Here is a 13,535-nt window from a genome sequence, read left to right as displayed (position 1 = left end):
CAACTATGTCCGTCCAATCAATGCCCGCCGCCCTGCCCGGCGAACGCCCCTTCGGGCCGATCAGGGAAGGCGGAGCGGCTCGTCTTTGCCGATGGCTCGCCATGTGCATCCTATTGGCCGCCGGCCTGGGTCTTGCGGCTTGCAAGCCCACGGCTGCGAAGCCGATGACAGTGGGCATCACCGGCTACAACTTCACGGCCGAGGGCGTGCAGGAGTACTACGTCAACGGCATGCGCGGCTCCAATCTGCCACCTTATGGCGGTGGTGGATCGACGTCGTGCTGCGTGTCGCTGCCGGCGAAGTGGGCCCCGGGACTCACGGTCGAGGTGAGTTGGACTATTGGAGATTGGAAAGTGCCCTATACGCAAATTGCAACCTTGTCGACACAGGAACAAATTGCGTGCTGTTGGACTGAACGCACTCTCAGCAAAGTTATTCCCGTGAAGCCCTACGGCGAAAAAGGCGGCAGGCCTCAGGTGTTTTTTCTGCCCAAGGACGAGATGCAGATATGGGTATCGGACATCGGCTTATTGAGTCCGGAACATCCCTCGCGCATGGGTTACCCGAAGAAGCCCGACAGCACTGAATAGCACCACCGCAGAAGAACCAACCATGTCCGTCCAATCAATGCCTATCGCCCTGGCCTGCCAGCCCCATTTCAACCAATTAGTGCAAGGGGCTGCGGCGCATTTTTATCGATGGCTCGCCGCGCTTGCCATGTTGGCTGCCGGACTGGGTCTTTCCGCATGCGAGCTTTCGGCTTCGAAGCCGCTTACCGTGGGCGTCACCGGCTACACGTTCACCTCCGAAGGCGTTCAGGAGTACTACGTCAACGGTGTGCGCGGCTCCAATCTGCCGCCCTACGGTGGTGGTGGCTCAACTTCATGCTGCGTCTCGCTGCCCGCCAAGTGGACGCCCGAACTGACCGTGAAGGTGGACTGGATCACGGGCCATTGGACCGTCCCGATGGCGCAGATCATGGCCATGGATATCTCTGAAGCCATCAAGTGTTGTCTGGCACGCAGGACTCTCAGCAAAGTCGTCCCAGTGGAGCGCTACGAGGTCGGGGGCATCGTTCAAGTATTTTTCCTTCCCCAAGACGACATAAAGGTGTGGGTCAGCCAGTACGACCTGGGCCACGAGAAACATATTTCGGGGATGCGCTACCCAAAGAAGCCCGACACCACCGAATAACACCGCATCAGGGAGAACCAACCATGTCCATTCAATCAATGCCCGCCGCTCAGCCCGGCGAACGACCATTCAGTTTGGTCGAGCAGATGCAGCGCATCAGCGCCTCTGCGTGTGTCGACTACAAAGACAAGAAAAACATGTGTTCTTCGATGATCCACGTGGGGATTTTTTTCGACGGCACAAACAACAACAAGAAGCGCGATCAGGAAAATGTTAAAGACCCCAACAAGCGCAGCCACAGCAACGTGGTGGTGCTGCATGACACCTTCAAAGATGCGCCCGACGACGGCTACTACCGCTTCTATGTTCCGGGCGTTGGAACGCCTTTCGACGAGATTGGCGAGAAGACCGAAACCCCAGACGGCAAGTCCATGGCCACAGGGGGTGATGCGCGCATCAACTGGGCCATGATTCAGTTGCTCAATGCGATGAGTCGCTCCACTACAAAGGAGTACCTCGTCAGAGAGGACAAGGTCGGAGCCGACGCCACCACCGCCCCACTGCACGCCGGCCTGACAACCGGCAACAGCCTAGAAAGCAAGCGCGGTTACTTCATTGGGGGCACCTTGGGCAAGGTCAATCAATTGGAGAGGTTGCTCAACCGCAAGGCCGCCGCGACACCGTCCAGAAAGCTGCTGCAGGTCAACGTATCTGTGTTCGGCTTTTCGCGCGGTGCGGCGCAGGCGCGGGCCTTTTGCCATTTCGTGCACCACATCATGCTCAAGAAGGGGCCGGCTGGCGGCTACACGTTGGCGGGCGTGCCGTTCCGCTTTCAGTTTCTCGGACTGTTCGACTCCGTCGCCTCCGTGGGCATGGCCGACTCCTCGCCGTTCTGGCGCGGCCTGGGCGGCTGGGCCAACGGCACACTAGACATCGTGCCCAGCGTGGAACGCACAGTGCACCTGTGCGCTGCGCATGAGATTCGCATCAACTTCCCGCTGTCGACCGGGCGCATCGGCGAGAAGCAGTACCCCGCCAACTGCATCGAGAAGGTCTACCCCGGCGCGCATTCCGATGTGGGCGGCGGCTACGACCCTGGATGTCAGGGCAAGGCAGTGGACTCGCGCACCAAGTTGCTGTCGCAGATGCCGCTTCTGGACATGTACCGCGAGGCACAGCGCAGCATGGTTCCGCTGTTAAGCGTCGAAAAATTAAAGGAGATTGCCGTTGGTGGTGCTGCCGTTGCGGACGACCTGAAAATTGACCCCACTTGCGAAAAACTCTTCAACGCCTACCGCGGATTCGCCACCAACATCAGCGGCACCGTCGAAGACCACCTGCACGGCCACGTCCAGCTGTATTGGCGCTGGCGTCTTCAGCACAAGGGCCAGATGCACAAGTTGCCTTCCTACGCGAAGGCCGTGCGGCAAGACCAGATCGACGTGTGGGAAAGCGACTCCGACTTTTCTTCGGACATTGCGAAGGCCCTTGAAATGGAGCAAGTCGCAGACCGACAGGCAAAGGCCAATCCGCACGGACCCGACACTTCACGTCTCGATCAAGCCCAGCGCGACTTCCTGCGCGTGCGCAAGGAATATCTGCACCCGCCATCGACCAGGATGCCAAAGCTGGTCGACGATTTCTTCGACCAGATGCTGCACGACTCGCATGCATCCTTCTACATGGTGGGGCCGGTGACTGATTTCGACCGCAAGGAAAAGATTGCGCAGATCCAGCGCAAGGTGGACCTGACCGCCGCGAACATGGAGTGGCTCCGCACAGGCAACGGCACGGTGCGTCCTCAGACGAGCTACAACGAAGCCAGACCCTTGGCGTCGCTGTCGGATCTGGAGCGCCGGATCCATGAGCACCAGACCTCGCATCAGGGCGGATTTCCCGAGCTCACCGACAAGGACCGCGAGCAACTGCTGGCCATGGAAAACCTAACGACCAGCGTCGGAGTGCGGGTGGTGACCAACAAGACGCGTCGCGAACTTGGTGGCCATGTGCGCTACAGGCGTGTCTTCGACAAGAGTTGACGCAACACTGCGGCGCACGCACGCTGCTACAGATCGCGGCGATACAGCCAGCACGCTGCCGAACGACAGCAAGGTGATCGAGGACGCGCGCAGCTACACGTAGCGGCGGTAGAACCAGCGCGTGACTCCGCGCATGAGCATCACCAGCAGCACCAGGTAGATCGCCGCCAGCGCCACGATGTAGTCGAGCATCTTGCTGCCACCGGGCAGGCCGACGTCGCGCGTGATCCACAGCATCCAGCCGGCAGCAATGCCGGTGCAGGTGAGCTGCAACAGCACGAAGGCCAGCGCCGCCGCAGCCACGGCGCGGAACGGATGCGCCTCGGCCCGCGCGGCCTGTGACGCAGCGCCGAGCCAGGCGCCCCAGAACGCCAGCATGCCGGCCAGCAACGAAATCGCGACCCAGCCGAGCAGCAGCGGTCTTGCATCCATCCCGGCGTGCGCATCGCTCCACCTCAGCGCAATGCTGCCGGTCCACAGCTGAAGCCACACGAACACAGCCGCGCCGACGCAGGCGATCGCGCGCCGCGGCGAGACGATCGCGTCGCTGTTTTCAGGGGCGCCGTCCGCCTCGCCGGCCTGCACGGTGCGGCCGCCCTTGCGCAGCGCGAACCATGCGGCGAACCAGACGCCCGCCACCAGCACGACCGCATGGACGATCGACTGGATCAGCATGGCAGTGACCATCCGGGAGCGCACGGTGACGACTCCGAAGAGCGCCTCCAGCGATCCGTCCGGCATGAAGCGCATCTCCAATCGAAAGAGCAGGGGGCTGAGCACGAAGGCCTGCAGAACAAGCGCCCCCAGGTACGCCAGCGCGAAGCGGCTTCCCGGATTGAGGATGCGGGCCAGGCTGCCGGCGCCTCGTTCGTCGAGCGCGTTGCGCGCATGGCTCCAGGCCAGGGCGGTTGCCAGCAGCCCGGTCGCCCCGGCGTGGAAGAGCAATGGAATCCATACGCTCGGCATCGCGTAATGGTTGCGCAACACCTCGCTGCCGATCAGAAGCGGCAGGAGTTGCAGGAACGTGGTCGCGACGAAGAGCGCTGCATGAAGGCCCGCCGCAAGCCATGCAACGTCGCGAGGCAAGCGCCGTGCGCGCTCGACGGAAAGATTGGTCGCCATGGGAATGCTCACCCGATCACTGCGCAGGCGCAGCCTGGACGCGCCGATAGAGCCAGCCCACGGTCGAACGCGTCAGCATCACCATCAGAACCACGTAGATGACCGCCAGCCCCACCGCGGGGCCGACGATGTTGCCCACGTGGCCGGGGCGCAGGACCCACAGCATCCACGCGATGGCAATGGCGATGCAGACCAGCTGCAGCAGCACGAAAGCCAGCGCCGACGCGGCGATGGCGCGCAGCGGCCGCGGCTGCGCGGCCTCGCGCGCACCCATCCAGGCGCCCCAGAACGTCAGAGCCAGCACCACCAGCGGCACGACGATCCAACCCAGCACGAGCGGGCCGGCGCCTGGGGCCTGCTGCATGCCGATCCAGCCCTGGAACAGGCTGCTCATCAACATCTGCAGGCACACGAAGAACACGCCGACGACCCATGCGATGGCGGCGCGCGAAGACGACGAGGAAGAAGCCGCGGGCGCCGAGGCATTCACATCGCCGTCACTGCCGCCGCCGGATCGGCGCCGCAGCGCCAGCCAGCAGGCGAACCACGCGATCAGCGCCACCAGCACCAACTGCAACACCGAACTCAGCGCGAAGACAAAGCCCGCAGCGGCCATCGACCCAGCGGTGTTCTGGATATAGGACAGCGCCGCCTGGTGGACCAGCGGCGCCAGCACATAACCCTGCGCCAGCACCAGCAGCAAGAAGACGACCCCGAAGATGCCGCGGGCACCTGCTGGACGCGCCAGCCCGGCGGGGCCATGGCGATCGAGCGCATGGCGTGCGAAGCACCAGGTCAGAAGGGCGGCGAACGCCCAGTTCACGAAGGCCGACGACAGCATCGGCACCAGGGTTTGCGCCGTGGCGTAGACCCGGCGCATGTCTTCGGCATAAGGCGACCAGATCAGTTGCGCGCCGATGCCGGCCACAGCGATACCGGCCTGGATGGCCAGCGCGATCAGCGCGAGGTCTTTGGGCAGGCGCTGCGCGCGTTCGATGGAGGATGTCGTCATTGGGGATACCTTCGCCTTACATGACACGCGGTGCGGCCGGCAAAGGCCCCGGTGCGCGAAAACGGCGAGGGTATCGGATTGCGACAGGTGCGCCCGAGAAGCGGTCGCCTCAGTGCGCGAGTTCGGTATCGGCGTCTTGCGGCATGGGGCCCACGTACACCGATTGCGGTCGGATCAGCCGCCCCTTCTTCACCTGCTCTCGCGCATGCGCCACCCATCCGCTCACGCGGCCCGCGGCGAACACGCAGGTGAAGCTCTCGCGGCCGAAGCCCAGGGCTTCTAGCAGCAGTGCGGTGTAGAACTCGACGTTGGTCTCCAGCGCGCGGTCGGGCTTCTTTTCGCGCAGGATCGCGAGTGCGGCCTGCTCGGCGGCCTCGGCCAGTTCGAAGCGCGCGGCGTTGACGCTGCCCTCCACACTCAACCGGCGCAGCGCGCCCTTGAGCGCGTCGGCGCGCGGATCGCGCACGCGGTAGATGCGATGGCCGAAGCCCATCAGGCGCTGGCCGCTGGCCACAGCGCCTTCGAGCCACTGGCGCGCGTTGGCCGCGGTGCCGATGGCATCGAGCGCATCGAGCACCGGGCCGGGCGCGCCGCCGTGCAGCGGGCCCTTGAGCGCGCTGATGCCGGCGAGCACCGCCGATGCCAGGCCCGCCCCTGTCGATGCGACCACGCGCGCCGCAAAGGTCGAGGCGTTGAGGCCGTGGTCGCACACGGTGACGAGGTAGGTGTCGAGCGCGGCGGCCTGCGCGGCCGTGGGTGTGCGGCCGTGCAGCATGCGCAGCATGTCGGCCGCATAAGGCAGCGACTCGTCGGGCGCGAGGGCCTGCACGCCAAGGCGCCAACGCATCACGGCGGCCGTGTAGACCGCGGGGGCCGCGACCAGCCGCAATGCGGTGGCGAGGTCGTCGCCATCGGGCAGCCGCGCGAGCAGCGCGCGCACCGCCTCGATCGGCGGCATCTTGCGCAGCACCGCGTCGTCGTTGGGCTGCAGGCGCTCGAAGGCTTCGCGGCGCGCGCGGCCGAGGGCGCCGCGCAGTGCGGCGGCATTCGGCACCGTGTCGAAGAAGCCCTGGAACAACAGCGCCACCACGTCTTCATAGCGCCACCGCTGCGCGATCTCGTCGAGCTGGTGGCCGCGGATCACCAGCCGGCCGGCGGCGCCGTCCACTTCGGACAGCACCGTGTGCGCGGCCACGACACCTTCGAGCCCGCTGACTCCGTCTTCGTCATTCATCGCTTCGTACTCCTGGTTTTTCACGATGACGTTGATTCTGGCGAGGCTAATATTGACGTCAATCTTGATCTATTCCATCAACATGACCAAGGCTCCTCTCTGGCTTCCCGCTGCCGAAGCGCTCGAACTGATGCAGGTGCGCCCGCAGACGCTTTATGCGAGCGTGAGCCGCGGGCGCGTCCGCGCCAAGCCCGATGCGACGGACCCGCGCCGCAGCCTCTATCACCGCGACGACGTGCAGCGCATCGCGGCGCGCACGCGCGGTCGGCGCAGCAGCGAAACGGTGGCGAGCGAGGCCATCCAGTGGGGCGAGCCGGTGCTTCCCTCTGCGGTGTCGACGGTGGCTGACGGACGGCTCTGGTATCGCGGGCAGGACGCCTGCGAGCTGGCGCAACACGCCACGCTCGAAGACATCGCGGGACTGTTGTGGGAAAGCGCGCCACCGTGTTTCGCGGCCGCGAGTTCCGGACCGGCGCATATCGACAAAGCCGCGACGCCGTTGCAGGCCGGCTTGCTCGCACTCGCCGCGCGCGCCGCCACCGACCCGCCTTCGCGCGGCCGTTCACGCAGCGTGCTGCAGACCGAAGCCGCGGATGTGATCGGCACGCTCGCCGATGCGCTGCTCGGTCCGTCGACTTCTCCTAAAGCGGCGCACCTGCATACGCGGCTCGCTGCCGCCTGGCGCCGGCCGCGCGCAGCCGATGTGCTGCGCCGCGCACTGGTGCTGATGGCCGACCACGAACTCAACGCATCGACTTTCGCCGCGCGCGTGACGGCCTCCACGGGTGCATCGCTCGCGGCCTGCCTGCTCACGGGCTTGTCTACGCTGACCGGCCCTTTGCACGGTGGTGCGGCGGCCGCCGTGCAGGCCCTGATGCGCAGCGTCTCGACGCTCGGCAGCGAAGCCGCGGTGCGCGAATGGCTGGCGCATGACCGCCCGCTCGCGGCCTTCGGGCATCCGCTCTATCCGGCGGGCGATGCGCGCTGCGCCGCGTTGCTCGAGGTCATCGAACTGCCGCCGGCTTTCGCCGAACTGCGCGCCACCGGCGAGAAGCTGTTGGGCGAAGCGGCGAACATCGACTTCGCGTTGGCCGCCATGGCGACAGTGCACAAGCTGCCGGCCGATGCGCCGCTGATGCTGTTCGCGCTGGCGCGCACGGTCGGCTGGACGGCGCACGTGCTGGAGCAGCAGGCCACGGGACAACTGATCCGGCCGCGCGCCCGCTACACGGGACCCGACATCGCGCGCTGAACCTGCGCATTGGCTCTAGTGCAGGGCCGCCTCGTAGGCCAGCTCGAACATCTTCGTCATCTCGCGATTGAAGGCCGGCAGGTCGTCGGGCTTGCGGCTGGTCACGAGGTTGCTGTCGACCACGACCTCCTTGTCACTCCACTGCGCGCCCGCGTTCTGCAGGTCGGCGCGCAGGGAGGGCCACGAGGTCATCTTGCGGCCCTTGACGCCGCCCGCGTCGATCAGGGTCCACGGGCCGTGGCAGATCGCGGCAATCGGCTTGTCCGCCTCGAGGAAGGCGCGTACGAAGGCCACGGCCTGCTCGTCGATGCGCAAGGTGTCCGGGTTGACGACGCCGCCGGGCAGCAGCAGCGCATCGAAGTCTTCGGCCTTCGCGCCCTTGAGCGGCACATCGACCTCGAAGGTGTCGGCCGGATCGTGGTGGTTCCAGCCGCGCACGCTGCCGTCCATGGGGGACACGATCTGCGTGTGCGCGCCGGCACGGTCGAGCGCCTCGCGCGGCTCGGTCATCTCGACCTGCTCGAAGCCGTCCGCAACGAGGATGGCGACCTTCATTCCGTCGAGGGACGAGGTGGTGATGGTGGGCATGAATGTGCTCCTTGTGAGTGAGTGGGTGGGTGGATGAATTTCGGGTCAATGAATCTCACCCTAGGGCGCTCGCACGTCCCTCGCATCGGCATGCGCCGGGTCCGCCTGTCGGACAGTTCGACGGGCGGCAACCTTCTCTTACGGCGCTTTACCGCACGCCCGTATTTGCGTCGCCGCCGCGCCGCGCCATGCAGGCGATGACGACCTACTGTGCGAGCACACAGGCGATGAAGCCGGCCGCCCGTCCATGCGCGCGATGCCCCGGGAGCCGAGCGCCGGCAGCCCCGAAGAGGGGGCGCCCACGCCGAACGCAAAGGGGCGGATTTCGTCACGGGCCTAAGGGCTATTCGGTATAGGTCAGGCGGTGGTCAGCCTATAAGATCGCGGCCGATTTTCAAACTCAACCGCCCCGGAGACTTCATGAAGAAATTGCTTGCCCTTACCGCGATCGCCGCCGCCGCCGTCGGCGCTCACGCCCAGGATTTCCCCGCAGGCAAGACCGTCACCCTGGTGGTGCCTTTCGCAGCCGGCGGCCCGACCGACCGCGTTGCGCGCGACCTGGCAGAAGCCATGCAGAAGACGCTCGGCACCACCATCGTGGTGGACAACACCGCCGGTGCCGGCAGCTCCATCGGCACCGCCAAGGTGGCGCGCGCCAACCCCGACGGCTACACGCTGCTCCTGAACCACATCGGCATGTCCACGATGCCGGCGCTCTATCGCAAGCTCCCGTTCAATGTCGAGACCGATTTCGAATACCTCGGCATGGTCAACGAAGTGCCGATGACGCTGATCGGCAAGCCCGGCCTGCCCGCCAACAACTACAAGGAACTGACGGCCTGGATCGATGCCAACAAGGGCAAGATCAACCTGGGCAACGCCGGCCTGGGCGCCGCCTCGCACCTGTGCGGCCTCCTGTTCCAGAGCGCGATCAAGGTCGAGATGACGCCGGTTCCCTACAAGGGCACGGCCCCCGCCATCGCCGACCTGCTGGGCGGCCAGATCGACCTCTTGTGCGACCAGACCACCAACACCACCTCGCAGATCGAGGCCAAGAAGGTCAAGGCTTACGCCGTGACCACCGCCAAGCGCCTGACGACGCCGGCGCTGAAGGACCTGCCTACGCTGTCCGAATCGGGCCTGAAGGACTTCGAGGTGTCGATCTGGCACGGCATGTACGCCCCCAAGGGCACGCCGGCACCGGTGCTCAAGAAGTTGAACGAAGCCATCACGGCCGCCATGAAGGACCCGGGCTTCATCAAGCGCGAAGAAGCGCTGGGCGCGGTGATCACCACCGACAAGCGCACCCAGCCGGCCGAGCACAAGAAGTTCGTCTCGGCTGAAATCGCCAAGTGGGGGCCGATCATCAAGGCGGCTGGCGTATACGCCGACTGACCTGTTGCTCGCCCCCAGGCTGCGCGCACTTCGTGTCGCTACGCCAACCCCCTACCGGGGGCAACACCGGAGGCCCGGCAAAGCCGGTTCCTCGGTGGCACTGAACTCGCCCCCAGGCTGCGCGCACTTCGTGTCGCTACGCCAACCCCCTACCGGGGGCAACACCGGAGGCCCGGCAAAGCCGGTTCCTCGGTGTTTCCGGAATGGAATCATTGAAGCCGCGAGTCCCTGTGACCCGCGGCTTTTCTTTTTTCACTTCGGCCGGACCGCGTCCGCCGTCCCCTGAATGAACGCCTTGATGCTCTCGATGTCCTCCCCCGAGAGCTTGCCGGTGAAGTCGGGCATGCCGCGCGCCATGGCGGGGCCCTTCAGGATGAACTTGTCCAGGTTCTCGATGTAGGCCGAATCCATGTAGCCGAGGTTGGGGATGTTGCCGCCGCGGTCCACGCCCGGCACGCCGTGGCAGAAGACGCAGTTGCTCACGTAGAGCAGGGTGCCGGCCTGCACCTTGGCGGGGTCGTACTTCACGCCTTGCACCAGCTTGCTCATGCGGTACTGCACGAAGTCCGGCATCTTGGCGGTGCCGCCGACCGCGAAGGTGTAGACCGTGCCCGGCCCCTGCTTCTCGGTGGCGCGCTGCGCAAGGCCGTACACGCCGCCCCAGCCCACGGCCACCGACACGTACTGCTTGCCATCCACCATGTAGGTCGACGGTGCCGCGACCACGCCGGTGCCGGTGGGCGTTTCCCACAGCTTCTCGCCGGTCTTGGCGTTGTAGGCCAGGAGGCGCCCGTCGGCCGTGCCCTGGAACACGAGGTTGCCCGCGGTGGTGAGCGTGCCGCCGTTCCAGGGCGAGGCGTAGTCCACACCCCAGGCTTCCTTCTGCGCGACCGGGTCCCAGGCGACGAGGCGGCCGAAGGGCTTGCTCTTGGGCGGCTCGGCGTTGGCGAACATGCCGGTGTTCCAGCCCAGCGCCGCATGCGGACGACCCGGGGCGTTCTGGTCGAACTTCCAGTCCTTGTCGTCCATGAGGTTGAGCGGCACGTGCTGCGCCGGCAGGTAGGCCAGGCCGGTCTGCGGGTTGAACGACATCGGGTGCCAGTTGTGCGCGCCGAAGGGGCCGGGGATGCTGTCGCCGGGCTTCTCGTTCTGCCGCGCGGCAGCGATCTCGATGGGCCGGCCGTTCTTGTCGTAGCCGGAAGCCCAGTTCACCTCGACGAAATTCTTTGCCGAGATGAACTTGCCATTCGTGCGGTCGATGACGAAGAAGAAGCCGTTCTTCGGCGCATGCAGCAGCACCTTGCGCGACTTGCCGCCGAGCTTGACGTTGGCCAGGATCATCGACTGCGTGGAGGTGTAGTCCCAGTTGTCGCCGGGCGTCTCCTGGTAGTGCCACACGTACTTGCCGGTGTCGGGGTCGAGCGCGACCACCGAGCCGAGGTACAGGTTGTCGCCGCCCTTGGGGCTGCGCGCCTTGTGCGCCCAGGGCGATCCGTTGCCGGTGCCCACGTACATCAGATTGAGTTCGGGGTCGAAGGCGAAGCTGTCCCACGCGGTGCCGCCGCCGCCGGCCTCCCAGTACTTGCCGCTCGGGTCCCAGGTCTTGGCGGCGCGCGCCATGGATTCGTCCTCGAAGGGTTTGGCCGGATCGCCCGGCACCACGAACCAGCGCCACTTCTGGTCGCCGGTCTTCGCGTCGTAGGCGGTGACGTAGCCGCGCACGCCGTACTCCGCACCGCCGTTGCCGATGATGACCTTGCCCTTGAAGACGCGGGGCGCGCCGGTGATGGTGTAGCTGCCCTTCTGGCCTTCGATGGTGTTCTTCTCCCACACCTTCTGTCCCGTGGCCGCATCGAGCGCGATGAGCCGACCGTCGTAGGCGGCGACGTAGACACGGCCTTCGTGCAGCGCCACGCCGCGGTTCACCACGTCGCAGCAGCCCCTGAAGCCTTTCGATTTATCGACCTGCGGATCGAAGGTCCAGAGCTTCTGCCCGGTACGCGTGTCGATCGCATGCACCACGCTCCACGAAGCGGTGACGTACATGATGCCGTCGACCACCAGCGGCGTGGCTTCCACCCCGCGCGTGGATTCGAGGTCGTACGACCAGACCAGCCCGAGCTGCTTCACGTTGCCCGCGTTCACCTGGTCGAGCCTGCTGAAGCGCGACTCGGCGTAGTCGAGGCCGACGCTGGGCCAGTCGGGTGTTTTCTGCGCCGCGTTGGCGCGCACGAAGTTGCCGTCGACCTTCTTCACCGCGGTGGCGGCACGGTCCTGCGGACTCTGGGCCGTCGCCATCGATGCGCCCAGGCACAACAATGCGCCGGCCAGCAGATGCAGCCCGGTGGTGGTTTTCTTCATCGTGAGTCTCCTTGTGCTGCAAGGATCGTTTGCGCGGCGCCGGCCTTCATCTTCGGGATTTCCCCAATCGAGCCTTGTTCCATTGCGGAACACATTCGCTGTGGTCCCCGAATCCAGGGAGGCATCGAGCACCATGGCTCACGACATGTTCGACAGGCTGGGCACCGCGGATGCGCCGCGCCAGCTCTTCACCAGCACGCCCGCGGAGCGCGTGGCGCTCGCGCGGCGGCAGTTCTTCGAGGAAGGCGTGCGGCCCTCGGGCCTCATCGGCGAGGCGGTGCTGCAGTCATGGATGCGCTGCACCCGCACCCATGCCGACCGCCAGCGCATCGTGCCCTTCGATGCCGTCACGCCCAGCCGCCTGCACGCCACGCTCGCGCGCAACCGCGAGCTGCTCGATGTGGCGCGGCAGGAGCTCGGACAGATGGAGCACGCGCTCGCCGGCACCGACTGCCGCGTGATCCTCACCGACCGCGAAGGCGTGGTGGTGCACGTCACGCACCAACCCGCCGCGGCGCACCAGCCGGTGCTGCGCAAGACCGCGCGCGTGGGCGTGAACATCTCCGAGCGCATCGTGGGCACCACCGCGCCCGGCATCGTCGCGAGCACCGGACAGGCCTGCACGGTCGATGGTGCGGAGCACTACTTCGACGTGCTGCGCGAGATGCAGTGCGCCGCCGCGCCGATCCGCGACGTGACGGGTCGCCTCGCCGGCGTGCTCGACCTCACGGTGGAGGCGCGGCGCTTCGGTTTCGATGCGGCATCGATGGTGTCGCTGTATGCGACGACGATCGAGAACCGCTTGCTGCAGGCGCAGTCGCGCGACCACCTCATCCTGCGTTTCCAGGCGAGCCCGACGCTGCTTGGCACGCCGATGGAGGCGCTCGCCGGCGTCGCGCCGGACGGCACGATCGCGTGGCTCAACAACGCGGGCGCGCGCTTGCTCGGGCGCTTGCCCGAGGCGGCGGACGAGCGCGATGTGGAATGCCTGCTGGGCCACGACCTCGCGAGCCTGCTGCGGCTGGGGCGCCGCGAATCCGCGCAGCCGCTGCGGCTTGCGAGCGGCCTGGGCGTGTGGGTGCAGGCGCATCTGAAGGGCGCGGACGGCGTGGACTTCAAGCATGCGGTGGCGATGCCCGCCCTGCATGCGTCGACGCCCATCGCACACACGGTCGGTGGGTTCGATGCGATCGATGCGGCCACTGCCGACGAACACTGCACGAGCGCCATCGACGACGAGCAGGCGCCGCAGACCGGAACATTGCGCGAACACAGCCGCAAGCTGATCGAAGAGACGCTCGCGGCGCACGGCGGCAACGTGTCGCAGGCGGCGCGTCAGCTCAACGTGTCGCGCGGCACGCTCTATCGACGCATGCGGGGTTGGGGCTCCTGACGTTC

Annotated in this window: 11 protein-coding genes; 6 read left to right on the top strand and 5 right to left on the bottom strand. The window is 66.2% G+C overall.

The annotated features are described in order from the left end of the window. The first annotated feature begins 20 nt into the window (after positions 1 to 20). The 3 genes from QF040_RS26480 to QF040_RS26470 are packed head-to-tail and all read left to right on the top strand — an operon-like array spanning position 21 to position 3,173. Positions 21 to 590 (top strand): DUF3304 domain-containing protein, encoded by a 570-nt coding sequence (locus tag QF040_RS26480; RefSeq protein ID WP_429613477.1) that lies wholly within the window; start codon positions 21 to 23, stop codon positions 588 to 590. A 22-nt stretch (positions 591 to 612) separates the two neighbouring features. Further along, positions 613 to 1,194, top strand: a complete 582-nt coding sequence (locus QF040_RS26475; RefSeq protein WP_429613476.1) for a DUF3304 domain-containing protein — start codon at positions 613 to 615, stop codon at positions 1,192 to 1,194. A 23-nt stretch (positions 1,195 to 1,217) separates the two neighbouring features. Then, entirely contained in the window at positions 1,218 to 3,173 is a 1,956-nt protein-coding gene (locus tag QF040_RS26470) for a T6SS phospholipase effector Tle1-like catalytic domain-containing protein (RefSeq protein ID WP_429613475.1), read from the top strand. Positions 3,174 to 3,266: 93 nt separating this feature from the next. On the opposite strand, the gene QF040_RS26465 is transcribed toward QF040_RS26470, so the two are convergent. The 3 genes from QF040_RS26465 to QF040_RS26455 form a co-directional block, all read right to left on the bottom strand. After that, on the bottom strand, positions 3,267 to 4,295 hold the full coding sequence (locus QF040_RS26465) for a hypothetical protein (RefSeq protein ID WP_429613474.1): 1,029 nt from the start codon (positions 4,293 to 4,295) through the stop codon (positions 3,267 to 3,269). Between the two features lie 16 nt (positions 4,296 to 4,311). Beyond that, complete coding sequence (locus QF040_RS26460; protein WP_429613473.1) at positions 4,312 to 5,307, bottom strand: hypothetical protein; 996 nt, start codon at positions 5,305 to 5,307, stop codon at positions 4,312 to 4,314. Between the two features lie 109 nt (positions 5,308 to 5,416). After that, entirely contained in the window at positions 5,417 to 6,541 is a 1,125-nt protein-coding gene (locus tag QF040_RS26455) for a citrate synthase/methylcitrate synthase (RefSeq protein WP_429613472.1), read from the bottom strand. 82 nt (positions 6,542 to 6,623) lie between these two features. Here QF040_RS26455 and QF040_RS26450 point away from each other — a divergent pair, with 82 nt between their 5' ends. Further along, positions 6,624 to 7,793 (top strand): citrate synthase, encoded by a 1,170-nt coding sequence (locus QF040_RS26450; RefSeq protein ID WP_429613471.1) that lies wholly within the window; start codon positions 6,624 to 6,626, stop codon positions 7,791 to 7,793. Between the two features lie 15 nt (positions 7,794 to 7,808). Here QF040_RS26450 and QF040_RS26445 read toward each other — a convergent pair whose 3' ends face one another. Further along, positions 7,809 to 8,381 (bottom strand): type 1 glutamine amidotransferase domain-containing protein, encoded by a 573-nt coding sequence (locus QF040_RS26445; protein WP_429613470.1) that lies wholly within the window; start codon positions 8,379 to 8,381, stop codon positions 7,809 to 7,811. A 420-nt stretch (positions 8,382 to 8,801) separates the two neighbouring features. Between QF040_RS26445 and QF040_RS26440 the strand changes: the two genes are divergently transcribed. Further along, positions 8,802 to 9,776 (top strand): tripartite tricarboxylate transporter substrate-binding protein, encoded by a 975-nt coding sequence (locus tag QF040_RS26440; RefSeq protein ID WP_307612861.1) that lies wholly within the window; start codon positions 8,802 to 8,804, stop codon positions 9,774 to 9,776. Between the two features lie 252 nt (positions 9,777 to 10,028). Here the strand turns inward: QF040_RS26440 and QF040_RS26435 are convergent, their stop codons facing one another. Then, the gene (locus tag QF040_RS26435) at positions 10,029 to 12,137 is read right to left on the bottom strand and encodes a PQQ-dependent dehydrogenase, methanol/ethanol family (protein WP_429613469.1); all 2,109 of its coding nucleotides are present in this window, start codon (positions 12,135 to 12,137) and stop codon (positions 10,029 to 10,031) included. 133 nt (positions 12,138 to 12,270) lie between these two features. On the opposite strand from QF040_RS26435, the gene QF040_RS26430 reads away from it, so the two are divergent. Further along, positions 12,271 to 13,530 (top strand): helix-turn-helix domain-containing protein, encoded by a 1,260-nt coding sequence (locus tag QF040_RS26430; protein WP_429613468.1) that lies wholly within the window; start codon positions 12,271 to 12,273, stop codon positions 13,528 to 13,530. The last annotated feature ends 5 nt before the right edge of the window (positions 13,531 to 13,535 follow it).

It is taken from the genome of Variovorax sp. W2I14 (assembly GCF_050435205.1).
In the GTDB taxonomy this organism is placed as follows: domain Bacteria; phylum Pseudomonadota; class Gammaproteobacteria; order Burkholderiales; family Burkholderiaceae_C; genus Variovorax; species Variovorax paradoxus_C.
Note: the sequence above shows the minus strand (reverse complement) of the source record. Positions and strands in the feature narration are given on the sequence as shown.

Excerpts from the sequence above, each read along its gene's own strand:
- QF040_RS26480 (WP_429613477.1), top strand. The coding sequence starts at position 21 with ATGCCCGCCGCCCTGCCCGGCGAACGCCCCTTCGGGCCGATCAGGGAA.
- QF040_RS26475 (WP_429613476.1), top strand. The coding sequence starts at position 613 with ATGTCCGTCCAATCAATGCCTATCGCCCTGGCCTGCCAGCCCCATTTC.
- QF040_RS26470 (WP_429613475.1), top strand. The coding sequence starts at position 1,218 with ATGTCCATTCAATCAATGCCCGCCGCTCAGCCCGGCGAACGACCATTC.
- QF040_RS26465 (WP_429613474.1), bottom strand. The coding sequence starts at position 4,295 with ATGGCGACCAATCTTTCCGTCGAGCGCGCACGGCGCTTGCCTCGCGAC.
- QF040_RS26460 (WP_429613473.1), bottom strand. The coding sequence starts at position 5,307 with ATGACGACATCCTCCATCGAACGCGCGCAGCGCCTGCCCAAAGACCTC.
- QF040_RS26455 (WP_429613472.1), bottom strand. The coding sequence starts at position 6,541 with ATGAATGACGAAGACGGAGTCAGCGGGCTCGAAGGTGTCGTGGCCGCG.
- QF040_RS26450 (WP_429613471.1), top strand. The coding sequence starts at position 6,624 with ATGACCAAGGCTCCTCTCTGGCTTCCCGCTGCCGAAGCGCTCGAACTG.
- QF040_RS26445 (WP_429613470.1), bottom strand. The coding sequence starts at position 8,381 with ATGCCCACCATCACCACCTCGTCCCTCGACGGAATGAAGGTCGCCATC.
- QF040_RS26440 (WP_307612861.1), top strand. The coding sequence starts at position 8,802 with ATGAAGAAATTGCTTGCCCTTACCGCGATCGCCGCCGCCGCCGTCGGC.
- QF040_RS26435 (WP_429613469.1), bottom strand. The coding sequence starts at position 12,137 with ATGAAGAAAACCACCACCGGGCTGCATCTGCTGGCCGGCGCATTGTTG.
- QF040_RS26430 (WP_429613468.1), top strand. The coding sequence starts at position 12,271 with ATGGCTCACGACATGTTCGACAGGCTGGGCACCGCGGATGCGCCGCGC.